Origin of the sequence: Haloarchaeobius iranensis (assembly GCF_900103505.1) — an archaeon.
Taxonomy (GTDB): Archaea; Halobacteriota; Halobacteria; order Halobacteriales; family Natrialbaceae; genus Haloarchaeobius; species Haloarchaeobius iranensis.
Window position 1 is genome coordinate 22531 of the sequence record NZ_FNIA01000024.1, and the last position, 24538, is coordinate 47068.

The 24538-nt window shown below is 59.8% G+C and carries 18 protein-coding genes; 8 read left to right on the top strand and 10 right to left on the bottom strand.

All coding sequences use genetic code 11. The features are described from left to right. Positions 1 to 101: 101 nt before the first annotated feature. From BLT27_RS15975 to BLT27_RS15985, 3 genes are all read right to left on the bottom strand, one after another. The gene (locus BLT27_RS15975) at positions 102 to 1541 is read right to left on the bottom strand and encodes an AAA family ATPase (protein ID WP_245707814.1); all 1440 of its coding nucleotides are present in this window, start codon (positions 1539 to 1541) and stop codon (positions 102 to 104) included. A gap of 141 nt (positions 1542 to 1682) precedes the next feature. Then, positions 1683 to 2543 (bottom strand): hypothetical protein, encoded by an 861-nt coding sequence (locus BLT27_RS15980; protein ID WP_089735691.1) that lies wholly within the window; start codon positions 2541 to 2543, stop codon positions 1683 to 1685. Next, the gene (locus BLT27_RS15985; RefSeq protein WP_175526490.1) at positions 2540 to 4924 is read right to left on the bottom strand and encodes a coiled-coil domain-containing protein; all 2385 of its coding nucleotides are present in this window, start codon (positions 4922 to 4924) and stop codon (positions 2540 to 2542) included. The genes BLT27_RS15980 and BLT27_RS15985 overlap by 4 nt, the downstream gene beginning before the upstream one ends. A 592-nt stretch (positions 4925 to 5516) precedes the next feature. Here BLT27_RS15985 and BLT27_RS15990 point away from each other — a divergent pair. After that, on the top strand, positions 5517 to 8309 hold the full coding sequence (locus BLT27_RS15990; protein ID WP_089735695.1) for a hypothetical protein: 2793 nt from the start codon (positions 5517 to 5519) through the stop codon (positions 8307 to 8309). Further along, the gene (locus BLT27_RS15995; protein ID WP_089735697.1) at positions 8299 to 11295 is read left to right on the top strand and encodes a HEAT repeat domain-containing protein; all 2997 of its coding nucleotides are present in this window, start codon (positions 8299 to 8301) and stop codon (positions 11293 to 11295) included. Before BLT27_RS15990 ends, BLT27_RS15995 begins: the two co-directional genes overlap by 11 nt. Positions 11296 to 11325: 30 nt before the next feature. On the opposite strand, the gene BLT27_RS16000 is transcribed toward BLT27_RS15995, so the two are convergent. The 3 genes from BLT27_RS16000 to BLT27_RS16010 form a co-directional block, all read right to left on the bottom strand. Further along, positions 11326 to 12630 (bottom strand): hypothetical protein, encoded by a 1305-nt coding sequence (locus BLT27_RS16000; RefSeq protein ID WP_089735699.1) that lies wholly within the window; start codon positions 12628 to 12630, stop codon positions 11326 to 11328. Next, a complete protein-coding gene (locus BLT27_RS16005) occupies positions 12627 to 13124 on the bottom strand; it encodes a hypothetical protein (RefSeq protein WP_089735701.1) in 498 nt (165 codons plus the stop codon). The genes BLT27_RS16000 and BLT27_RS16005 overlap by 4 nt, the downstream gene beginning before the upstream one ends. Before the next feature lie 124 nt (positions 13125 to 13248). Further along, on the bottom strand, positions 13249 to 14145 hold the full coding sequence (locus BLT27_RS16010; protein ID WP_139172367.1) for a hypothetical protein: 897 nt from the start codon (positions 14143 to 14145) through the stop codon (positions 13249 to 13251). Between the two features lie 363 nt (positions 14146 to 14508). Here BLT27_RS16010 and BLT27_RS16015 point away from each other — a divergent pair, with 363 nt between their 5' ends. The 6 genes from BLT27_RS16015 to BLT27_RS16035 all read left to right on the top strand — a co-directional run bounded on the left by BLT27_RS16015 (position 14509) and on the right by BLT27_RS16035 (position 21560). After that, positions 14509 to 14847, top strand: a complete 339-nt coding sequence (locus BLT27_RS16015; protein WP_139172368.1) for a ubiquitin family protein — start codon at positions 14509 to 14511, stop codon at positions 14845 to 14847. A gap of 596 nt (positions 14848 to 15443) precedes the next feature. Further along, positions 15444 to 15836: a hypothetical protein gene (locus BLT27_RS19310; RefSeq protein WP_139172369.1), complete on the top strand. Its 393-nt coding sequence runs from the start codon at positions 15444 to 15446 to the stop codon at positions 15834 to 15836. Beyond that, positions 15836 to 16879, top strand: a complete 1044-nt coding sequence (locus BLT27_RS16020; RefSeq protein WP_089735707.1) for a hypothetical protein — start codon at positions 15836 to 15838, stop codon at positions 16877 to 16879. The genes BLT27_RS19310 and BLT27_RS16020 overlap by 1 nt, the downstream gene beginning before the upstream one ends. Positions 16880 to 16969: 90 nt before the next feature. Next, on the top strand, positions 16970 to 18370 hold the full coding sequence (gene grpE / locus BLT27_RS16025; protein ID WP_175526491.1) for a nucleotide exchange factor GrpE: 1401 nt from the start codon (positions 16970 to 16972) through the stop codon (positions 18368 to 18370). 201 nt (positions 18371 to 18571) lie between these two features. Next, positions 18572 to 19789 carry a vWA domain-containing protein gene (locus tag BLT27_RS16030; RefSeq protein ID WP_089735711.1) on the top strand — a complete coding sequence of 406 codons (1218 nt, stop codon included), beginning with the start codon at positions 18572 to 18574 and terminating at the stop codon, positions 19787 to 19789. A 91-nt stretch (positions 19790 to 19880) separates the two neighbouring features. Continuing rightward, positions 19881 to 21560: an Hsp70 family protein gene (locus tag BLT27_RS16035; RefSeq protein WP_089735713.1), complete on the top strand. Its 1680-nt coding sequence runs from the start codon at positions 19881 to 19883 to the stop codon at positions 21558 to 21560. Positions 21561 to 21794: 234 nt separating this feature from the next. On the opposite strand, the gene BLT27_RS16040 is transcribed toward BLT27_RS16035, so the two are convergent. From BLT27_RS16040 to BLT27_RS16055, 4 genes are all read right to left on the bottom strand, one after another. Continuing rightward, positions 21795 to 22013, bottom strand: a complete 219-nt coding sequence (locus BLT27_RS16040) for a hypothetical protein (protein ID WP_089735714.1) — start codon at positions 22011 to 22013, stop codon at positions 21795 to 21797. A gap of 246 nt (positions 22014 to 22259) precedes the next feature. Then, positions 22260 to 23411, bottom strand: coding sequence for an outer membrane protein assembly factor BamB family protein (locus tag BLT27_RS16045; RefSeq protein ID WP_175526492.1), 1152 nt, complete (start codon positions 23409 to 23411; stop codon positions 22260 to 22262). Positions 23412 to 23560: 149 nt separating this feature from the next. Beyond that, on the bottom strand, positions 23561 to 24139 hold the full coding sequence (locus BLT27_RS16050; protein ID WP_139172370.1) for a hypothetical protein: 579 nt from the start codon (positions 24137 to 24139) through the stop codon (positions 23561 to 23563). A 114-nt stretch (positions 24140 to 24253) separates the two neighbouring features. Beyond that, the coding region (locus BLT27_RS16055; RefSeq protein WP_139172371.1) for a transposase at positions 24254 to 24538 on the bottom strand (285 nt) is incomplete at its 5' end.

Below are 24538 nucleotides of genomic sequence, written 5' to 3' on the forward strand. Positions count from 1 at the left end.
TCGACTCACCACTGTGGGCCCACCTAAACGAAGCAATCCCTGCCCCAGAGGGACCCCTTCCGGGCTTGCGCTCGCGCTTCAGGCCCCGCGACTAAGAAGCCTCAGGACTGTTTCTGTCGCGCTTGTTCTTCGGCGTTGATCGACTGTACGGCGCCGACGAGATCGATCTGCGTCACGGACTTGCGGCTCTCCCGGATGGCCGTATATCCAGCTTCGGTGCAAGTCGCCTCGATGTCAGCCCCGGTGAACCCGTCGGTGATACTGGCCAACTCCTCGTAGTCAATGTCGCTTGTGGTTTCGACGCCGCGAAGATGCACCTGGAAGATCTGTTCTCGAGCCGCCGTGTCTGGCTTGGGGACCTCAACGAGCCGGTCGAAACGACCCGGTCGCAAAATGGCTTGATCAAGCACGTCGAACCGGTTCGTGGCAGCGACAACCCGAACATTGCCATAGTTGTCGAAGCCGTCCATCACGGACAGTAACTGCATCAGCGTCCGCTGGACCTCCTCACTCCCGGAACTCTCCCCCGCACTCCGTTGTCGTGCAATGGCGTCAATCTCGTCGATGAACACGACCGCGGGACTCCGCCGGTCGGCAACATCAAACACCTCCCGGACCATCTGAGCGCCCTCACCGACGTACTTCCGGACGAGCTCGGACCCGGCCATCCGTATAAACGACGCATCCGTGCTGGCGGCGACCGCCTTCGCGAGCATCGTCTTCCCCGTCCCCGGCGGGCCGTGCAACAGGACGCCATTCGGTGGCTCGATTCCAATCTCTGTGAACCGGTCGGGATTCGCCAACGGCTCCTCGATAACTTCACGGACCCGCTGGGTCACGTCCTCGAGACCACCGACATCCTCGAAGCCAACCGACGGCCTGCTCTCGGTTTCCATTGACCGAATACGAGTATCGACCTTCTCAGTCAGCACCTTCGCAATGACGCCGTCATCGAGTGCGACCCGCGACCCGGGCTCCAAGTCTGCGGAGAGGCGGGATGGGGCGGCGACGAGCGTGCCATGACCTCCGGCCCCCTGATCGATAATGACGCCGTCTCGTGTAACCGTCTCCACTACCGCGATATCGTAGGGGCCGTCGAAGTCAGTAGCCTCCATATCTCCCTCGACGAAATCCTTCGGGTGCGTGCGGAGGAACTCGATCTGTTTGGGCGAGAGCTCGAACGTGAACCGCTCGCCCTTGTAATCGTGCCGTATCTCGAGTGGTGCCATCTCCGAATCAAGTTGACCGATGTCGGTGACACACCGGGACGTCCAGTATCGAGGGATTTTGGGACTCGTCCACCAGTCCGTGGGTAGGTGACCCGCATCTCCAGTCTCACCAGAGACCACGTCACCGAGTTCGTGCTCGGTGCCGTCAGCGTCAATCAACACCATTTCGTCATACCGCCAGACGTGCTCCTCGTCGCCGTGGTTCTCGGCCTCGAAGACCAGCAACGAAACCTCGACGTGGCCGATGGTCCGGTCGAGGATTCCTGCAAACGTTACTTCTAAGTTCTCGCTCTTCGCGACGGGATACTCCATCTGTCAACCTATCTGAGTCTATCGGAGGTGGTAATTAAAACATGTGTCCGACGAACATTCCCTGCCGTCTCGCCATCGCAACCAACAGCCACCACGGGAGCTAGTGCCAGCTGATGGCCTCAGCCCGTACCGCTGGGCCGCTCACAGCTTCGGCATGTCGTCGTCGATACTGCTCTTCTCGTCCGACGACCCACCAATCCCGGGCGTTCCAAGGTTCTCCTCCGAACCGTCCTCTTCGGTTTCTCCGGAGTCCTCCTCGGGTTCGGCAACCTCGTTCTTCACCGACGATTCGAGCCGGTCGAGTTCGGTGAGGGCGACGGAATCGTCGACACGTCTGCGAGCCCGGGAGAACGCTGGCTCAATCGCGTCCCACGACACCGATTGCGGCCGCCTGAAGTAGACGATGGTAGCTCCTAGGACAGTCCCCGTAAGCCCGACGAGACTCAAGACTGTCGGGTTGGCAAACGGCCCGGTATCGCCTGCCGGCTGTGCACGCTCGTGCCACGGATTCGCCGCAATGTCAGCCGTCGGTTCGTAGCGCTGGGAGAGCCGTTGTCCCCGCTGCGTGTAGGTGACCGAAATCCACGCGGCGTCGACTGTGGTCGGCTCGAGCGTCTCCAGCGCCACCTGGAACTGGATGGTGATGGTCTCACCGGGGTCCAAGCGGTCGGTCTCGAAACCACCCCTCCCGACGGGCGTCACGTTCACCTCCTGGTTGCTCGGTATAATCGTTGTCCTGAAACTGTCCGGAACGACGAGTGTCTCGTCGGCCCGACCGACATCAATCTGGACGTCACGGAGCGCACTGTCTGTGGCTGCCACGGTCACGTTCACGGTGGCGGTCTGAGCCGGGGACGAGGGGTCGTACTGTGCCGAGACGTTCACCTCCTCCATTGACGTGACCGACCGATTCTCTGTGGTATCGGCCGCGACGATACCGCCGGCCAGGATGACGACCAATAGCCCAACTACCACCGTGAGGCGAGTGGCAACTCCGCTCATTGCTCGCCTCCGTCCTCGACGAGCGGCCCCGAACCGGGGCGTTCGCCCGCGATACCTTTCGAGGGCGAGGCGTTCAGCGAGCGGTTCGACGCGAAGAGTTCCGGATAGGCGATGCGAGAGTCCAGGTCGACCGGTTCGCCGAACAGGTCCTGGAGACTGCCATCCTGCCACTCTCTCGTGATGTGGTGGTACTCGGACGCGTTGTCCAGTCGGATCTCATCGAAGAGCGTCACCAGCGTGATCGAGAACGGGGAATCGACCTCGTCGATGGTCAACCGGCCCCGGATATCTCGTCCGGCCAGCGTGGTCCTGACGGCGGACTCGGAGAGGAACTGTCGATTCTGGGCATTCGAGATGGTCGCCAGGGTCTCACCCGGATGGTTGTGGCGCTCGATATTGTCCTCGAGTGGTTCTTCGAGTCGGTTCTCGAGTGCGTAGCGGAGGTGCTCGACCAGGGACTGGCGGTCGATCACCCGTGCCTCAACGAGCTCCGTGAGGTCCGAGGCCGTGGTGATGGTTTCACGGCTGACCTCGTCGAGTGCGTCGACATTGAGGGGGAGCTGTGCGATTCGACCGTACGATCCGTCGAGCACGGTCTCGGAGATGCTCTCGATTGCCTGCTCGCGGTCGGTGATCCGGTTTTGGATCTCCGACTGCCGAGATTCCTGTTCTTCCAGGTCGTCCTCCAGGGTCTCGACATGGGTGGTGAGCTTTTCCTCGATGTCGGCGAGGCATTGGTTCGTCAGCGTCTCCATCGCGTTCTGCTGGGCGACGTACCGATCACGGAGTGCTCGCAGCTCCGCCAGCACGTCTTCGAGTTCCTCTTTGCTTTGCTTGAGGGACCGACGCTTCCTGAAATGGTAGGACTTGGTGTCCTCTATTCGTGCTTCGATTGCCTGGAGCGAGTCGGCGAGATACGGTTCCAGGGACTGTTCGAACACCTGGACGGGCGCATCACTCACTCGGTCGAGGGAGACATCCACGTCGTCTGCGTTCTTCTCACAGATGTCTTCGACGCGACTCTGGAAGTCATTCTCGGCGATGCGGTCGCGCAGCTTCGACCGGGCGAGGGTGAAGAAGACGAACTGTGCGAGGATCTCCTGTGGCGTCTCGTCGTCCGCGGCAGCACTCGACTCGGAGACACTGGACGCGTAGGTCTTCGCTTCGCTGGTCAGCGTCGCCGCCTCGCCCTGCTCGAGGCGCACTGCATCGAGACGTTGGCGTGCCCGGTCGAATGCCGAGGCGACTCGTGAACTGACGACCGTAACGTCCTCCGGGCTGGGTTCCTCAGTCACCGGCATCTCGTCGAGGGCTTGGTAAGCCTGGATTCGCTGCTCGAGGCTGTCGATTCGGTTCTCGACCTCGGTCAGAGTCTCGCGGAGTTGGTCGAGTTGCTCAGTGATGTCGAAGTACCGCTTGGCGTCGTCGATCGGGGCGCGGACGTCGACTGTGTCGAACGTGTAGAGGCGTTCGGTGAGCACGTCCTCGAAGAGGTTCTCGATGCCATCGTCGACGAGCGTGCATCCCACCACGACCGACGAGATGGCGTAGTTGACGCCCTCGATGTAGCTGTTCGTCTCTTCGCCCCCGGGAGTGGATGCGTCGCTCCGCTCCTCGTCGACGGGCATCACGAACAGCGCATCCAGCGGGGGAGAGTCGCAGGTGAAGGTGTTGGTGCGGAGTGCGGACACCTTCGTTGGGTCAGGGGCCGCTGGCATGTTGACCTCCATCGGATACGAGGCTTGCATGTCCTGTTGGAGGGTATCGAGGTCCAACAGCGACGCCATCTCTCGGAGGACGATGTTCGAGTTGAGGTAGTAGGCTGGGTTGGGACCAGGGACCGTCCGCTGTGGGAGGCTGAGTTCGGATACACAGGCGATGCCGAGGAGACGCGCGTCGACCTCGACACTATCGGATATATCTGACACTATCTGGTCGAGCATGACGCTCATCAGTGGATACATGCCAGCCCCTGTACCTCCTGCGACCGACGCACAGAGCCAGACGGTCAGCTCGTCGTCCTGCGTCGTATCGATTGCTGAGCGGATGGTCGAAGTCAACTGGCGGTAGATTCGGTGACTGTGGTACTCGAAGTAGAACCGACCGTTCTTCGGGTCTCGGACTGACCCCTGGTTTGCGAGCTCGAGGTCCTCGGATAACCACTTGATCGACCCGTTCTTCTTGAGGCGGTTGAATATCTGCCCCATCCGGTTGTCCTTCTGGAGTTGCAGTACCTCGAAGTCCCGTGGGAACTCGTCGGTGGGTATCGAGCCGCTGTCGATGACTGCGAACTTCCAGCGTTCGCCGACGCCAGCGTTCGAGACCCGTCTATCGACGGTCTGTGCGGCACGGTAGCCACCGGTGCCGACGGACACGAACACGTGCTTCCTCGTTGTTTCACTGGGCATCTTCGGATACTCCTATCTCAACAGACTCCCCAAGGTCTGACTCCCACCAGTTGCCGACTCGGGCGGGTTTGGTTCCGGGCGCTGTTGCAGTCTGTAGCGGCCCGCTCAGATAGAAGCGGCTAGAGCGTGCTGTATCGAAATGATGGGTACTCTGGGCCGAGCGACTTGGTATGTTGCCAGCAGACGTAGTCCGGAGTCGGTGTCCTGGCTGCGTACGTGGGACTGAAACGGTGTGTTTGGTGCCCGCTGGGGAGTTCTGAGTTGAGTCAGATTCCGGTCGATGTCGAACTGGTTGATTCTCTGCCATTATGGTTCGTGCGTATCGATGAGAAACAGTAGCAGGCCACTCTGCTGTGGCGTGCGAAAACCAGACTGAATGGTACTGTCGGTAAGGGTATCGCCCACAGGGCTGGTCGCCAAAACAGTGGCCGACCCTACACGTCCCAAACGCTTATTTCAGTTCGATTGATGGTCCCCACCATGCTGTTTAGAGTCTCTCAGAACGATGTCGGTCACGCGCCATCCCGTACCGGATGGGAGCTGCCGCGGGCGTTCTGCATCGTACATGCAGAGTGACCAAGCACCCTATCTCGACTCCGATCCTGACCCGCTGGCTGTGTTGTCTCACCTCGAAGCGGCGATCGAACACACTGCCCCCGAAGTCTTCGACCGTGAGACGGATGACGTCTCCGCGAGCGACCGGATGGCGGCCACCGGAGCAGTTGCTACCACGGCCGCGGAGCATCCGCTTGCAGCTTCACAATGCGCCCCCCAGCTTCTCACAGTTCTCACCCACGTTACCACCGCCACGGAAACCGAAGCCTCGCTCACCCAAGGGGAGCGCCAGCGATTAGTACGAGAACTCTGTGGTGCCCTCCGTGACATCGCTACTGAGACCCCATCAGCGGTCTACGACCATCTCACCGACCTCCAAACGCTCCTAGCAGCCGACGCCCTCGAAGCGAGAGCTGTCGCAGCAGAGGTCCTCGCACAGGCGGCCGACGAGTATCCCGCCCAATTCCAGCACCCCGACGCCGTTCTCAGTGCTACACTCGGCGACTCGCTTGTCTCGATACAGAGACACGGCGCAGACATCGCCGCCACGCTTTGCGCGGAATGGCCAGCCGAGGTATCCGCGAACATCCCAACACTCATCGACCTGCTCGACGCTGCCGACGACGACCTTCGACAGAAAGCAGCAAACGCAATCCACGAGATCAGCATCGTCACTCCCAGTCGCGTCGCAGAAGACACAGACGTCTTGGGCGCTCACTTACGCGATAGCGACGGCCACTTTCGCTCCCTCATCATACTCGTCTTTCTCGAACTCGCAGAGGTCGACCACGAGGCCATCTGGAACTACGCAGACGATATCAGATGGAATCTGACGCAGAGCCACGAATCAGCCCGAGAGCGAGCAGGCGTGTTGCTCGCTCGACTCTCGATTCTGTCGACAGAGAAACTACCAACACTCGTGGATATCCTCGAGACTGCGCTCAAAGTCGAAACCACCGAAAGTCTCTCTATTCCCGTACAGCAGTTGGCGAACATTCATCCGGCACCCGCCACGGAGCTGTACGACCTGCTCCTCCAGGAAGCCACAGGCGAAGATTGGGAACTCGACACACGGGAAGACTTCATCATCGCTGCCTACTGGATTACCGAAGCCACTGACGCTGTCCCAGCCGAGGAGACACTAGAGCGACTGAAACCTGTCCTTTCGTCCGAGCACGCAGCCCTCCGTGCGGCCGTCGCACTACTATACTTGGAAGTACACGAAATCGCGCCAACGAAGGTAGAGAACACCCTGCGCGCTCCTGGTGAAGCGGCGTCCGAAGATCTTACCGAACTCGCTTGGATCGATACCGATGCGTTCGACGAGCAGGCCACGGCGCCAGTACTGAAACAGATACAATCACAGGCCGAATCCAAGGTCGGTGAAGTCGACACTACACCGCCAGATACAGCTGACCTGATCGAACCGACGTACACCTGGGCACGAAAGGAGAACCCTTCGGTGGTGCTACAACGTGCAGTGGACGCGATGCAGCGTGAGGACCGAACGGTGCTTGCTGAGATTGATGAGGTCGTTTCGTATCTCAGCCGGAACTCGAGAGTCACGCAGCGTGTAGCCATCCGTGTCTTCTACCTGGCGAGCCTGAAACACCCCCAGCAGGCTGCTCGGCATCTCGATGAGGTGTTGGACCTTACCACCAGTCCGTTTACACAGATCCGGCGATCCGCCCTCTGGATCGTCTTGACTCTCGTTGATAATAACCCAAAGCCTGTCGTTGAAAACCCCGAGCCGTTCCTCGATGGGCTCACGCACGAGGATAGACTCACCCGTCAAGCAGCGGCGTGGACCCTGGTAGAGATCAGTTCACGCGAGACGTCCGGCCTCGCGGCAGTTGTCGACCAGTTGATCGCAGCAATCGAGACGGAGCACGTGCTGAGTAGTTTCGCCGTTGAGGTTGTCCTAGCGGACATCGTCGCCACGAATCCAGAAAGCCTTCAACCACACACCGGGCCGCTGCTAGAGAAGTTACAGTTGGGGCTTCGAGCCGACCCTGACGAATTCAAGACGGTCGATTCACTGGTTGACTTAGAGACTACAGAGGCCGAAGACGAAATCTCACTGTCACTGTTTCCCATGAAGGAATTCCTAAACGACCAGAACCGCATTGATGAACGTCCACTGATGTCTGCCCTCCTGTCCCTGTTCTTGTTCGACTCATCACTCAGCGTAAAACACAGTGACGGCATTCGTGACCTTCTGGGCGGGGCTGCCAGAGATACGAAACAGGGGTTGTGGCTGCTCGGGCTCACGGCCAGAGCAGGCGAACCGGGCGTAGCGGAATTCGCTGAGGACATCTCTACGCTTTTGCTGACCGAAAAGGCCCTCAACCCACAAGTGACCGAAGAGCTCGCAGACTGTCTCGTTTCAGTTACTGACGTCATCCCTGCTGCATTCGTTCCGTGGGTGGATGAACTGATATCGAGACTGTTAGAGATCGAAGAGACAGCAGCGACGGATGCAGACCACCACGGTCTCGTAACCGCGCTCCTTGGACTTATCTCGGCGTGTCTCACAGAGATGGACCCGGAGAGATATCCAACACCAGATCGGTTCCTCGCGTTTCTCAAGTATGATGACGATGCTGGGAAACACGCAACCAGTATCCTCGGACGATTAGTCGACACGTATCCGTCAGAAGGTGGCGAGGCACGGGAAGCAATCGTCGAATGGTGTGCCAGTAGTCAAGACACTGCGGACTTGGTTGGGGCCGTCGAGTTTCTAACCAGGACTGGCTCGGTATCGACGCTCAACGAGACCTTCGAAACGGCCCATGAAGACTGAAAACCCGCGTCGAACGGCAAGAGAGCTCGCACTGCAAGCTTCGCGGAATCCCGACCTCTCCCAAGCGGAGCTGCGAGAAGCATTTGACCTGCTCGAAACCGACCTACGCGGTGATTCAGCGTTCGAGGCCGTTGAAATCCGGAAATATGCCGCGGAGACGATTCTCGCAGTTAGCTTCGAGCAGACAGCGGCCGTCACGGAGTACACTGACCGACTCATTACACAGATTAAGACCCAACAGGAGGTTCTGACACAGTCTCCCGTCGTGTACGAATCGACGAGTCTCATCAGTACCCTCATCAACGTACAGGAGTCCTTGCTGCAGGCGATGAAAGAGGTTGCTCGGACAACGCCGGCTGCAGTACGGGAGTCTATCGAGGCTCTCGTCCCGGTGTTCGCAGAGGATGGAATGTACCCTGAGCTCACCTCGGCGTTCCTCAATCTGGTTGACGTCTTCGTTATCAGTGAGAAGAACGCGGTCGACATCGACCCGTCGCGATTCTGGGGTCTCGTCGGCGCAGGCGACGAGTCACTGACTGCAAGCGCTCTCGGCCTCCTCCAATCCCTGCACAAACATGGCCGTATGAGTGTCCTCTCGGACAAGCAGACACTCGTCGAGGAGCTCGAGACAGGGTCGCCGTCAGGGCGACGTGCTGCAGCCGAGTTAGTCAAAGTCGCCGTCGTCGAGTCTGGTCCAGACGGACTGCGGGACCTGCAAGAAGCGCTTGAGTCGCAACTCGAAGCCTCGAACGTCGAGGTACGGCTGTCCGCGCTTTTCGCGCTGTTTGTCTTCCCGAACATCAAGAAATCAGCGTACGAACCAGAGGTCGAGAGTGGGCTGGCGGCGATTGCTGACTCAGACCCGGAAGCACAGAAGGCAGCCGTGGACGTGTTCTCGGACTTCGCGGATGTCGCTCCAATCACACGAGTCCCAATCGAGGCGTTGGTCTCGTTGCTCAATTCCGACGATCAGGTAACCACGATATCGGTGAGGATACTCCTGGGAGAAATTGCGGAACGGCAGCCCGAGAAGGTAGCTGAGTATCTTGGCGCGTTCGCCGAACCGATCGGGAACAGTGGCTACAGCGAGCGCAGTAAATTCACGTCGCTCTCGATTATCTACCAGCTGGCGATGCAGGACCCTGGGTTGGTCGTGCCAGTCGTTCCGACAGTTGCGAATGAAATCGGCGGGAGCAGTGCTATGCACCAGGGGCATCAGCGACGCGTGAAGTCCCAAACCGAACTGTATTCGCACGCAACCGACGCCGATCCACATCTTAAACACAGCAGTGAAACCATCCGCTCGTCACGCGTCTTCTCCTCCTTAGTCGGCCGGTCGGGGTTCGATGTCGAGTGGGAGTTGCTCCCGGAGTATCTTGCCGTGCTAATCTTGCTACGGGTCTCCCAAGACGAAATTCGACCGGTTGCGGAGGTGTCCTCGGAGATCGTGTCCGGGGTTAACTCCCCTTCCGAGAAAGTCCGGAGCACGACGATCTCGATCCTCAGTTCGATCACCGAGTCCCATTCGCATCAGGTCTCCCCCCATCTTGGATTTATCCTCGATTCGATCACGCAATCTGGAGGCGACAGCCAGACGTTGGACCAGACGGACCTTCGTGGACTCTTCGTCATCTTCAGGACCGTCATCGACTCGTCTGAGGCGTGGTGGTTGTCCTCCCGCGACCTCGACAAGTTCTTCATACTACTTGACGCCGAGTTCGACGACAGTGTCGCATACCCGAGCCTTGGCAGACGACTTGCGCTCCGTATCCTGACGAGTCTGCTCTTTCGGTTGCTCATTGAATCATCGACGCTTGGAAGTAGTCCCGGCGACGGGGGCGACGCAGAACACGACCTCGAGGAGTCGAACAGCACCGACACTCCGTCATTGAACCCAGACACGATCCGAGAGGAGATCAGTGAGAAGCGCATTCAGGACCTGGTTGCCCTCGGCGAGGCAGGCTCACTGTACGAACGAGAGAAAGTCCTCAAAATCCTCTTTCTGGTCACTCCCAGCAGCTGCGAGCAGATTGTCCCCCACGTGTCGACCTGTGCAGAGTGGGGACGCGAGACAGCACCCGACCGCGCCTTGGACCCCGACAAAGACGTGGCACTGGATGCGGATGTTACGGCCGAGCAGGTCGAAGACACCGACGGGAATGCCAACCTCCGCAGGCTCGGGCCGCACCTGAGCAGTGACATTGACACTGTTCGAGCGAAATTGGGCAATCTCTACATGGCCGTCGGCAATGCACAACCAACCGCACTCGTCCCAGTACTCGACACCCTCCTCGACCTGGCAGCGGACACTGATCCAGAGGTGTCCCAGACTGCGCTGTCTGCACTTGAGGAGGCTCTCGTTGCCCACCGAGCACTCAGCACGGACCTCATGGAGACGGTAACGTCACAACTGATACATGGTGACCCGGAGGTCGAAGAAGAAGCTGCGCACCTCCTTTCTGTCGCCGTCTCGGAGGCGACCGAACCGGCCACAGCCGAGATGTCCGTCATCACGGTCGCATTCAAGCAAGCATCGTCTGTTGCTGCCCGCCTGTTCCTCGCACGCTCGATATCGATCATCGCTGAAAGCCATCCAAGCGAAGTCATCTCCATAAGCTCTCATCTCACCACCGAGCTCGAAGCCGCCATCCCAGACACACTCCAGCAGCGCGACACCGATTACAAGACGGGCGGTGCGGACTTGCTGGGAGCCGACCGCACCCACAACATGGTGCTCGTCCGTCGATACCTCTACCGTGCATTGGAACACTGCCTCTCGGTCCCTGAACTCACGGACCAGTGGTCCCCACAAGTGTTACAGGACATCATCAGGGCTGCTCCCGAGATAGCCCCCACCGCTGCCCGACGCTACGTCGCATACCACGAGGATGCGTCCGGGGACCTGATGACTCCCGACGAACTCGCCTCTAGTCTCGAAACCGACATCCAAGAACGAACCAAAGCAATCCTCCAGAACGAACTCTAACCCCGGACTCGGAGTCCTGGATTCGCTTGCCTAGACGGCGTGGCGTGCACCGAGTAACCGAGCGTTGTCGATGTACATACTCGCGCCACAGCCATCGACGCCGCAGTTCCCACCGGTCGTCTGCCTGCACAGTGGGCATTCTATCCGCGTCGGGGTCGAGACGAGCTGGCGGATGATACTATCGAGGACGTACGCGTGCTGCCACACTCGATGGTACTGCCACGTGTCCCCCCGCCATTCTACAGGCTGATTCCGGATTGCTGGGTTCACCAGCCACCGTCTCGCCCCATCGGGGAGTTGATACACTGCGCCACCGAATCCTCCCGGGAACGAGAACCCACCGTGGACGAGCCGACTCAACGGGTCGCTGTGCTCTTCCCATAGCTGCCAACTCCGTTGTTCGCCATCGTCCGACTGCGTCGCCCTGAGCGGCAGGTCGAGCAGCGGAAGTGCTATCTCACGGAGGGTGCGTGCCTGCCCTAGTGCCGACGGTTCGTTCATTACGCTCTTTAGTTCGCCAAAGAGGCGAGAGCGCGTGGTCGATGCCGGGTTCGAGAGCCGGTCCCGTGTCTCCAACTCCGAGAGTGCTTCCACCGCCTGGTCCAGCCTGCTATCGATATCTATCTCCTCGACCGGTCGCGTCTCGAACGCCGCCCGCGTGACTGGGGCGACGAGATACGGGATATCTAACGCCGCGTTCGCAACTGCCTCTGCCGTCAGCCGGTTGTACTCGCTTGCAATCGACACCAACTCCGCATAGATGTGGTCCGCCGAGTCTGGTGTCTGTGCGTCGAGGTCGACGGAGTCGACAGCTTGCTCGATCGTCCGTCGCGCGCTGGCCGGAGCGTCCCTATCAGCCACCAGGACATCGATCTCGTCCTGAATGTGGGCGTCGTCTTCCAACAGGGAGTACGCGAGGAACTTATCCACCTGCTCGAGAGGATACCGGACCTGGCCGAACAGCGTCTCGATGGTATCGTAGTACGCCCGTGCCGTCGCGAGTGCATCGTCGGGGTCGTGTCTGCCCTTGAGTGCATCGTACACTAATCGGCCAGCTTCTCGTTTGAGGAGCCGGACGTTCCGCATCAAACCGAACCGTTGTCGGCGACCGTGGAGTAACTCCTCTCGGAACGATACGACCTGGAGCCGCGCCATCGACTCGAGATTTCCGGGGTCGATTGTGATCTGGAACGTGCTGTCACTCGGCCGAGCGAGCGCCGCGAACTGCTGGTTCTCGAACCAGTGTTCGTAGCCGCTGCCTGATCCACTATCGCTGTCGGCGACCGAGGTCGCTGCAAGCCCGAATCGATACCTCTCCCGCCCGTAGTCGCTCATCTGTCCTCGGCGTTCTTGAGGTCGGCCAGGACGGCTTCGACATCGTCGATGGCGAGCTCCGACTCCTGGATGAACTCGTAGAGTTCAACAGCGTTCGACGGTCGCTGGGTGTCCGATGATTCTGTCGCCGTGGCCGTGCTCCCGAGAGCTCCCGTTCTGCTGGGCTGGGCCGTCACCGACGTATCCTGTTCTCCGTCGTCGGTCATTCGTTGTTCGATGTCTGCCCGAAGGGTCGTCGTGAGCTCCGCTCGGAGAGCCGGTTCGTCTTCGGTCGCCGCAAGCGGCCCCGTCAGGTCGAGCTCTTCGATGACTGACCCAGCGACGTCGATGACATCGTCGACGTCGTTTGCCGTTGTCACCCGCATGGTGTCGAGTTCCGGGTCGCCCGCGATTCTCGTGGCCAGCATCCGCGCCTCGGATTCGCCGATGCCGTCGTAGCTCTGGATGATCGCTGTCCAGGTCCGTACGAGTCCCGGGGCAATTGATCGGATCATTCACGATCACCGTCCCCTGAGGGCCTCCTTTGTGTTGCAGCGGGGCCGGGAGAGTGTGGGGTGTGCGTTGGTTGCATTGGTGTATACTCGTGTTCGGAGACTTGTGAAAGTGCATGTAACACCATCACATACTCACCCGTGGCTTGAGCTCGTACTCGAATCGAATCACCGTCTCGGACGTACTGGTCTCATCCGTGTATACCGGCGTCCAGTCGACATCCCCTCCCTCGCTCACGTCGGTGAAGTCCACCGTGTTCGTGGGCTTTCGATCGGTCGACTCAACCGCGACATTCGAGCACAACATGAGCAACGCGTTGTTGAGCCCATATTCGTTCGTGACGGTCAGGTCGCCACGGATACTGGCTTTGATTGTGAAGCCTTTCATCGTCCCGGAGAGTTCCTCGGCTTCATATGGTCCGAACTCCTCGAATTCGACCGTCGGAAGGCCATTCAGAGGGATTTCGTCCGTGAATCGTTCATCCTCACTCGAGTCCACCTCCAGGTCGTAGAAATCAGCGGTCTTTGCGTACCAGTACGCCTTCAGCGGCCGATTGGTCACCTTGAACCCGGGGTCGTACGACCAGTCGCTGGTCTTGTCGTTGATATACGCGACGACCCGGGCGACAATCGGATCGACCGGGGCGTGGAATGGGTCCACGAGCCAATCGAGCACAGCGGGAACCCGAACGAGTAGCGGATCGCCCGGTCGATTGACCTTCGGAACCGTGTACGCGCCGCCATGCTGGAGTGTGGGTTCGAAGTGGCCGGCATCCGAGAGGTCGCCGCCTGTCACGTCTTCCCGATCTTGGAAACTGGGGAACGAGAGCACTCTATCCGCAACCTCACCTTTGCGGAGCACAACCTTCCGTGCGGCTTGAAGCGAGAGGTACGTATCCCGTTTCTTTGGGTTCCCGAACGTTCGCTTCCAGAACTGGTTCCGGTAGGGACTCGGCGTGAACCTCTGCCAGTCCCAGAGTGCGCCACCTGGAGTGAGAAGAGAGTGGTCGCTCGACTCAGTCATCGGCCCGATCACACGTACGAACGATTCCCATGACATCTCCCGCAAGTGGCTGGAATAAGTAACTTATGAAAATGCACGTACACTACCGGGACGGTGCGACAGCGCTGGCAGCTCTGCACGTGGGCGAGCGGTCGGATTTGAATCGAGGTCAGAATAATACCACACGAAACCCAATTATCCGGGCTGATACGCCCGACCGCTTGTACTGGTGAAGCGAGTGATATCACACCGCAGGTTGTCAATTTCCGTCAGTCCACGTAAAAACAACCTGTGTTCGTCGCACCGAAGAACACTCAGTCCCCCTCATTCGGTCGGCTCACGGTCGGAAACACATCCAGTACCTGGCCCGTGCCTAGAGCATTCGTGACGGCCAACAGCAACCTGACACCCACCAGTTGGCTGTTCACAGGGCAGTGGAGCAACAGATCCTGCTGTCTCTCCCTACCCAAACCACCAACACACCCGACCGATGAGATCATGAAAGTCCCAATATCGATCGACGACGAGACGTTCAACATCACCGATGACACGACCGTCGCAGACCTCAAACGGCGAGTCGGTTGCAACGATGACTATGCACTCGTGTACAGAGATGACCAGACAGTACTGGTTCTCGACGACGACGCCATCGTGGCTGACCACGTCGAACCGCAAACCACCCTAGAAGTCCACCCGCTCTCAGACAACTATGTCTTCCGCTGATGACTTCCGGACGTGTCCTCGCGGACATCGCCGAGCTTGCGAGCGTGTTGCGAGAGCGATCCAACACGCAACTCACCTACGATGTCCAAGACTCCAGCTTCGTAGAGATCGGGCACTTCAGATTTCCCGATGGCTGGCAAACGACGGACGGAACCCGGGTCGGCGCAATCCGGTTCGAGCTTCCAGCATCGTATCCAAACATGCCACCGTCAGTCGCTGTTCCAGCGGGCATGCGTTACCAGGGTCAACGGACCCAGGCCATGCAACCTACCCGAGCGTGGCCGCCCGAGAACTGGGTTGCCTTCGAGCCGGACTACGGCCAGTGGAATCCGGCAGCCGATGGCCTTTTAACGGCGCTTGCGGCCATCGAACGACGGCTGCGCGACCCTCAACCGAAAACACTGTGACACCCATCTGGCGATCGAACCGGGCGCTCGACTACTCTCGCCTCTTCGCCAGCAAACAGGAACATAGCAGGGAGGCCAAGGCAAGGTATAGTTAGTTCAACTGTCGCCCTCGTGCGACGTCACTTGGGTCGTAACCACATCGACCCAACCACCTTGCTATCGCACTACCTTCATCGCGAACGGAATCGCATGTCACTCGACTGGCCCGAAACTTTCGACCGAACACCACCCGACAACCGCGAACCGTATCCACACCATTTCCAAGTCTCGTTGGAGCGCGCCTTCGGGAACGTCGTCACCCAAGTCGACCGATTGGAAGGCGCGGAGTTAATCGCTATCGAGACCGCTTCCGGAGCAACTGCCGGTCCACCAGCCACGACGGGCGATATCGAGAACCCGGGCGTCGTGGTGCGGTTCAGGAACGACGGTGTCGTGTATGCCGTCCCCTGTGACCGGTGGGCTGCACTTCGCGACAACGTCCAGGCGGTCGCCAAGTACCTCGAAGCGAAGCGCGCCCTCGACAGATACGGGGTCGAAACGCTCACCGACGAGTTCGCAACCCAGAAGGTCAGACTCGACTGATGCCTGACAACGCTCCGAGCAACGATCCGCGAAATCACCCCTCGCCGCAGCACGGCTACGAGCGTACTGCCTGTCGAGCGGACGGTGGGCGGTCGACTCGTGGCTGGGCAGACGGGTTCGACGGCTGGGCCGCCGCAGCGAAACCGGAGTCGACCGACGCCGAGTACAGTCGAAGCTTCCACTGGTGTCACGCCGGCGAGCGTCGAGAGCTGACGCTCTCGATCCCCGTTGGCACGTACGACTACTGCGTGAATCGCGCGCGCACCGGCGACTACAGACAGTACGTCGTCGACCCGCTCCAGGAGCCGTTCATCGCCACTGTCGCCGAGGATATCGAGGAGACCATGCCCGGAGGGACCGCGCGAGACACGGTCACCAGCTGTGTGCGATTCGTTCAGAGCCTCGAGTACATCCGCGACCGCGAGGACACGGGTCACGAGGCCTACCCGAAGTACCCGGTCGAGACGCTGGTGCATCAACGCGGCGACTGTGAGGACGGGACGTTACTGCTGTGTGCCCTCCTGGAGACACTCGGCTACGACACGGCGGTGCTGGTCCTCCCAGCCCACCACCACATGGTTGCTGGCGTCGCGTGTGACTGGGGTCACGGGGCCAGCGTCACCCATCAAGGCACCCAGTTCTTCACCGTCGAGACGACCACCAGTGGCTGGGATATCGGCGAGCTTGACCCACAGTTCCAGGGGTCGCCCGTGGACGTGCACCGCCCGGACGATACGCCGATACTCGTCCACCAGTGGGACGCCACCCCGACAACGGAGACCGGTGTGACCGTCACCGTCCACGCTGCAAACTTCGGAAGTGCACCCGTCGAGGATGTCCAAGTCCGCTTCCTGTTCGAACGTCGGAACGGAACCATAGCAGAGCGTGTCTGGTTGGGCGACGGTAGTCGAACGCTCGCGGCCGGCGAGTCCACGCAGTTCATCCGTGATATCGTGCCGCCACCGGACTTGCAACTCCGTGGGCGATGTCGCCTCATCGCTGCTGGCGCGCTCCACGACGAAAGCGAGAGCGAGTGGCACTGACTGACCGACCACGCGATACCACAATTCGAAACGAGAGATACAATGTCCGAAAATCGACGAAACCAGACCGACCCTGACGGGGCCGAATCGATGACCGACGACGACGAAAACGAACAAGCCGACACCCAGGCACCGGAATCCACAGAACGCGTCGACCAGCAGGCACCGCTCGGTGACGTGGGGGAGCGGAGCATCGACGGCGACAAATGGCGACAGCGACTCGCCCAACTGAAAGTCGACAGGGCTATCGCCACATCCGACGAACAGAAGAAAGCGCTCACTGACAAGATCGAAGACCTCAGAGCGCGGATGCACGACGCTGGCGTGCCTACTGACGCCCCCGATGGAGAACCCAGTACGGACACCGAATCACCCGACAAGTCCACCGATTCACAATACCAACCCACCGAGCAACATCCCATCGACGCCGATGACGACAACGAGGAGGGAGCGACGGACTCGACGGGAGCTGCCGGCTCGGACTCACCCGGGTCGTCGAGCGACGCGGACTCCGTCCCCGGGAAGTCGCAACACCAGATGGGAGCTGAGGGGACGGCCAGTGCCGACTCGCCGAGCGAACTCACGTCGGACAGCAACACCACCTCACAGGCCCAGTCTGAGGAGGCACAACAGCCCGACCAGTCACCCGAAGACGGCATTGACCGGGAACGTGCTACGGACTCGGAGCAAGAACCAACCGAAGCGCGCTCTCCTCGGGACCAGGACGTTAGCCAGACGCCCGAGCCCGATGCCTCACCAACTAATCCCACGCCCGACCCAAACGAGTCCACTCCTGAACGTGCTCCGAGCCCGACATCCACTCCAACCGAGAACACGCAGGAAACGGATTTCGAGGACACGCAGGACACCGATTCCGACCCGGACCCCGACTCGGGACCGAAACTCGAGTCACTCGAAGAGTCCGATGCCGGGGCAGATGACCGCGCGGATTCACATCCCACGTCGAATGCACACCTGTCACTCCGTGACGACCGTGGGGGAGAGTCGACACCATCCAACGACCAGCGGAACGACGCGACCAGCAGAACCGAAACTCTCGCTGAGGAGGTCTCGGTGCTCCAGACTCAGCTCGAGACCCTCGGGACGACAGTCGACGAGTATCGCCAGAAGAACGAGCGCGAACACGAAATCCTCCAGAAAGAAGCTGTCGAACAACTCGGTGAGCGCATGCTTCGGGTCCGCGACACGTTGAACCGTGCTATCGAGTACAACGAGTTCGACGACGACCAGGCCGCGATGCTCGAAGCAGTCGTCACGAAGTTCGACCAACAGTTCACCGCTGGTGCCATCGACAAAATCGATCCGGACCCTGGCGACGAGGTCGACGACCTCCGCCATGCACTGGCGGGACCGCGCGAAGAGACGACTACCGTTCCCCCAGGCTGTATCATCCGTGTCGAATCCCCCGGCTTCGAGATCGACGGCTACCCGTTACAGGAAGCGGAAGTCATCGCCGCAAAGCGGAAGTAATCACGGTATCAGCGCCCTGGGGCGAACGGTTGTCGTCGTACTCGGTCCGGGGTTCGCTGAACGGATCGACACTACTTGTTGGTCGGACGCTGGGTGACTGGTACGCGGGATTCGACGCTGGCGTCGTATACGGTATTTAAACTCGACTCTGGGTGGGATGTGAGCAGTCACCTTGCATAAGCAGTCCGAACACCAGCATGCATGAGCGTGGAAATAGACGCCGAACTGAGTCAAGCACTTCCGGCCGGCAGCGGCCGGACGACGCTCGCGGCAACGATCATCCCTACTGACAAACAACAGCCGACGAAACGACACATCGCTGTCGTGGTCGACGTGAGCGGGTCGATGTCGAAGGACGTCGCGTTCGTCGACGACACGCCCGCAAAGATCGAACTGGCCCGCCAAGGCGTCGCGAAGCTCCTGACCGAGATGCACGAGGACGACCAGCTCAGCATCATCGCGTTCGACTCTACCCCTGACGTCTTGGTGCCGATGACCGAGTGGGGAAACGCAGACCACGACCAGATTGAGACCACGGTCACCGGCACGCCGGGCTCGGGGTACGACGGTGCCCTGGACGCCGGCGGCGGGACGAACATCAAGCGCGCAATCCAGACCGCAGCCCAGCAGTTCACGGCGGACGGCGACGGCGTCGTGAGCAAGGATATCGTCCTCCTGTCCGACGGGATGGACCGCCGTGACCTCGACGAGTTCAGACAGCAGGCCGATACGCTGGATTCGAAGGGTATTACCGTCAGTGCAGGCGGAATCGGCCGGTCTTACAACGAAGACGTCCTCCTGGCGCTCACGAATGGGACTGGTGGGTCGGCCGAGCATCTGGAAGCGCCACGTGACATCGAGTCGTTCCTCCACGACAAAGCCCAAGATGCCCGAGACACCGTGGCACCTAACCCCCAGCTCCGCTTCGAGTTCGCCGACGGCTTCAGAATCGCCCCCGGCGAGCCGGCGTACCTCACCGAACCGCAGGCGACTTCGGAACCGGTCTCGACTGACGGCAGCACCGCTGTTGTCGACCTCCCGAAACTCACCGCCGGAGAACGCATCCGCCTCACCGTCGAGGTGCTCGGCGGTCACAAGTCCACGGGCATGATTTATCCGATGGCCGAACTCTTCGTGGAGGACGACGCCGTGTTGGCCTCGACGGCAGTCGAGGTCCGATACGAGGATGACCCGACGAAGCGTCTGGACATCGAGAAGGAGCGCCTGAGTGGCGACATCACGACAGACATCATCGACCCGGAGGTCGAGAAAGCAACCATCGAGTCCCGCATCGACAGCATCGAACACGACCGCAGCTGGAAACACCTCGCGGCCGTCCTCCGTAAGCGACTGGCGGACGCCGAAGCCACGGGCGGGAACATCGCCGTCTCGAAAGCGAAGTACGACCCCGACGACTAGACCTTCCCTGTCGCGGTTTATCGTCCTCGAATCACTCGGATATCAGTCGGAGTCAGACCGTTGATGTCCCTGTCCCATTGTTCGATTGCCGATGAGCTACTTAGGAATCGACCTCGGGACGACTCGCAGTGGTGTCGCGGTTGTCGAAGCCGACGACCCAACGCTGTTACAGAACAACGCTGGTGACCGACTGACCCCGTCAGTCGTGTACTATCGAGACGACGACGACGACGTTCTCGTGGGGAAGCCAGCGAAGAACAAGCAGAAAGAGCAGAACGACCGCATCGTCACCGACGCGAAGCGTCGGATGGGCGACGACCACGTGTACGCAATCGACGGAGAGGAGTACACGCCAGCAGCGGTCTCGTCAGAGGTGCTCAAGCAGCTGAAGGACGACGCAGAGGAGTTCGAGGATGACATCTCGGGTGCCCACATCACGGTGCCGGCGTACTTCACGGTCGACCAGAAGGGAGCCGTCAGGGAGGCCGCCGAAATCGCCGGGTTCGATGAGATTGACCTCCTCCACGAACCGACTGCTGCCGCCATCGGTCACGGGTTCGACCAGGAGATGAACGAGACGGTATTCGTCTACGACTTCGGTGGTGGAACCCTCGACATCTCGCTGATGGATGTCGAGGGTAACAGCTTCGACATCCTCGCGACCAGCGGCGACACCACCCTCGGTGGCATCGACTTCACCGAGGCAATCATGGACCTGTTGGCCGACGAGTTCGAACAGAACAACGGCATCGACCTGCGCTCGGACCCAGAAGCTAGAGAGAGCCTCCGCGCCGAAGCGGAGCAGGCCAAGATCGACCTCTCCGGGCGCGAGGAGACAGAGATTAGCGCACCGCTCCTCGGTCAGATCGACGACGAGGTCGTCGGGATCACCGAACGTGTCCTGCGTCGCTCCGAGTTCGAGTCTGCCGCCTCCGGACTGCTGGACCGCGCCATCGATCCCGTCGAGGATGCGCTCAAGAAGGCCGATATGGATGCCGAAGACGTCGACACGGTCCTCCTCGTCGGTGGGTCGTCGAAGATTCCAGCGGTGCAGGAACAGCTCACTGACTTCTTCGGTTTCGAGCCGACGAAGACCAACGACCTCGCCAAGGTGGTCGCGAAGGGCGCAGCCATCGTGGCCGACCTCGAGGACGGCATCGATGAGAAGTACGTCTGCCCCGAGTGCCCGCAAGGGTTCGACTACTTCGACGACCTCAACGATCACCTCTCGACGCACGACCCGGACGACGGCATCGCGTGCCCGTACTGTGATGAGGTCTTGGATACGAAGGGCGACCGCGAGGACCACATCGGCCTTGAGCACCCCGGAGAACTCGGTAGCGGCGGTGAAGAAGGCGGGAAGTATCCCACTGGAAAGAAGAAGATTCTATCGCGGTCGCTCGGCACTGACCTGGTCGGTGCACGCATGGATATCCTCATCGAGGAGGGGTCCGAACTGCCTGCCACTGCAACAGAACGGTACGTGCCGACCGCCGACGACCCTGAACAGATTCCGGTCCACGTCTACCAGGGCGAGGACGTGGAGAACCTCTACTCGAATGAGAAGCTGAAGGACTGGTACGTTGAGGATATCCCGGAGACGGAGAGTGGCCGTCCGACCATCGCTGTGACGTTCGAAATCGACGACGACGGCCTGCTCGAGGTGAGTGCAGAACTTGTCGACAGCGATAAGAGCGTGTCTACGACGGTCGACAGAATCACTGGCAGCCGGTCAAACGGTACGTCGAAGGGCCCCGCTGACGACGACTAGAGTACGTCCTCGTCGAACGTTGTCGTGTAGATGTCACTACCAGGCATCTGAGTACGCTCCGAGGCGGTCGCCTGCTTGACGAACCCCTCACCCGACAGGGGTCAATAAACTCACAGTAGTGGCACCACACTTAACCAACTGCCTCGGAGCGGATTAACCAACATGTAGCTAATTTAGGGTTGAGCGGCGGGAAGTTCGGGGACGCCACTGTACTAAGAAAACCCCCAACGCAGGTTAGCCCGTGATTCTGAGTTCGTCGTCGACTCGGTAGAGGTAGCCCCGCATCTCGAGAACTTCGAGTGCTTCCTTGGCATCAGCAGTAGTAAATCCTTCAGCCTCGAGTATCTTGAGCGCTGATTGCTCTCCGAATTCCTGAGACTCATCTGTTCTGTCTTTGATCACAGCGAGGGCCTCCTCTGCGAACGGGGGAATCGGAGTAGAACCGCCGTCCATGTTCCTATTTCCCCCGACGTTGTGACTGCAATGTAGTAGTGATACCGACTCCGGAACGTTTCTGGAGTACTTGTTCTATGACTGTGAGTTCCATCTCGAACGACAAAATGACGGACAAGTTGGTGAGCTATAATCTAGTACCTTGACAACGACGAGGAGTTCAACCGGTGCTACGATTCACAGTGACACCTGAACTCAATGTGGGACGCGGCTTCGCTCGACTGATAGGACAGACAGTGCTGGGAGCTAGCTATCCTGTGCGGGCACGTCACCGATGGCACCAAGAGCATCTATGCGGTTCGATGTGAAGAATACGGCCCCGTCAACCAGTACCGGTTGTGAAGTCACACTGTTATGAAAGCCCGGATCGAATCCGTAGTACCATCGCATCTCGCCCGATTCGCGATCGAACGCGCTGATCGTTTTCTTATCGGGTGCGAATTCGGGTGTCTTGACCGGGAAAACAACCGTCTCGGTTCCAACGCAGAGGCCTGCTTCGTCTGCTTGAGTATCGCGATGCCATCGTTCTGTTCCAGTTTCACTGTCGATTGCGACGGCACCGGAGTCGCCGCTAACGAAGACGGTCCCGTCGTCGACAGCAACGGTCCGGTAGACGTCGTAGCTGTCGTTGTCGAATGAATAGAGTTGGCGTAACTGGTCGCCGGTCTCCCTGTCGTATATGATTAGCGTTCGGTTATCGTCTACGAAGATTCCATCCTCCGTTACGACAGGTGCGGCCGACTCGGGTGCGGCCGTGAGTTCGGTCCGCCAGTGCTCAGAACCATCCTCCATTGAGAGCGCAACGAGATACGGTGCTTCATCTACTTCCCCCACGGCGAACACGCGGCCATCGTATACTGCGGGGGCGGGAAAGATATCACGTACTGTGTTTGTTTCCCAGCGTTTCTCTCCGGTCGCTGCCTCGAAGGCTTCAATAGCGGTGTCGGAAGCAATCAGGACGGTCCCGGTTGATTCTTCCGCGACGAGAAGTTCCGGGTGATCAAGTCCGTTCGTCGTTTTTGTCCAGACTTGCTCGCCCGTCTGGGAATCGAGCGCGACGAGTTCCGTCTCGTACGCCACAATAAACAAATCGTCGACGAAAACACTTCCTGGGGACTCGCTTCCACCGAGGGTGGTCCGCCATTGTTCAGTCCCGTCCTGTGCATCAAGCGCGATCGCACTTCCATCGCGGCTGGAGTCGAAGTTCGTCATGTACACTGTCCCGTCGGAGACCACCGGCTGCCAGCGTGTGAAAGCGTCCGATGTCCAAGCGAGGTTTCCGTTTGCTGGAGCGGAGACATCCGGTGAGAACGTATTGGCACCGTCAACTCCGTACTGTGTCCACTCCCCAGTTGGTTCCTCCGGCAGAGGCCTGTCCGAGTGTGACGATAGGAACATCGACAGACAACCCGAGAGTGTACTCGCGCCAACAACCACCGTCGACAGGAGAGCCCTTCGTTTCACGGACAGGACTAAAAATTGTTGATATATATATATATGTTTTCTGGATGGCAGCACAATCAAATCCCAACGACGAACTTCGGAGGTCAGTCAGGGGTGTTCTCGAATTGAATCGTTACTCTATCTCCATGGTTCAGGCTCTGCGCTACGTCGTCTGGGTTGCAAAGACGGAGGAACAGACACCCGTCGCCGGCGTCGACGACACGAACCTGATGAGTCCCGAAACCTGACTCCTCTCTGTCGGTGAGAGTCTCCTCGAAGCGGGAAAGCCGTGACTCGAGCTCGTCGACGTGGTCGAGAATATCCGTATCCTCGCTTTCGACAGGCGAATCAGTATACTGGGACGCAGATTCTGACTTCGATAGTTCTGGGGCTGATTGCTGAAACCGGGTCCTGAGCGAGGAGACATCGAGACCCTCTGCCTCGAGCCTGATTTCACTCCGTTCGACGTCGGGGAATGCTCTCTCAGTGTCGATGAACGAGCCGAGGCTACTCCCGCACCCACTCTTGGGGGCGAAAAACTGACGCGAGAGGTCGCTCCCATCGCTCGTCGACGTCCGCCGGCTCGGGGGGCCACGTGTCGCCGCTGCGTTAGCGTCGCCAGTGTCGTCCGGCACTGAATTGGGATCGTCCTCCGGAGCGAGATGTTCGCTGTACACCTCCACGAGAGTCGCCTGCCGGGCATAGACATCCGCCGGCGGCGCCTCGACACGGTCCGGTTCACGTCCGGTGATGACAGTTTCGAGGGGCTGTGTTGAATCGCCATAAGGCGGTGGATTTCACTGTTTGACGGCACGCTTGATGTTGTAGACGACACACATCAGAGCGATTTCTCGGAACTCGCGGAACCAGGAACGCGCTCGCACGGCGAAGCCGAGCGAGCGCTTGACAGCCGAGTTCACGGTCTCGGTCATAGAGCGCTGATTGTAGCGCTGTTCGTCGATTCTGGCGTTATGCGCGTGATCAGACGGTGCGAAGATGCGATGTTTGATGAGCGGGCGAATCCCGAGGTCACGAAGGGATTCGCGGAGCGACTGCTTGTCATAGCCTTTATCGGCGGCAAG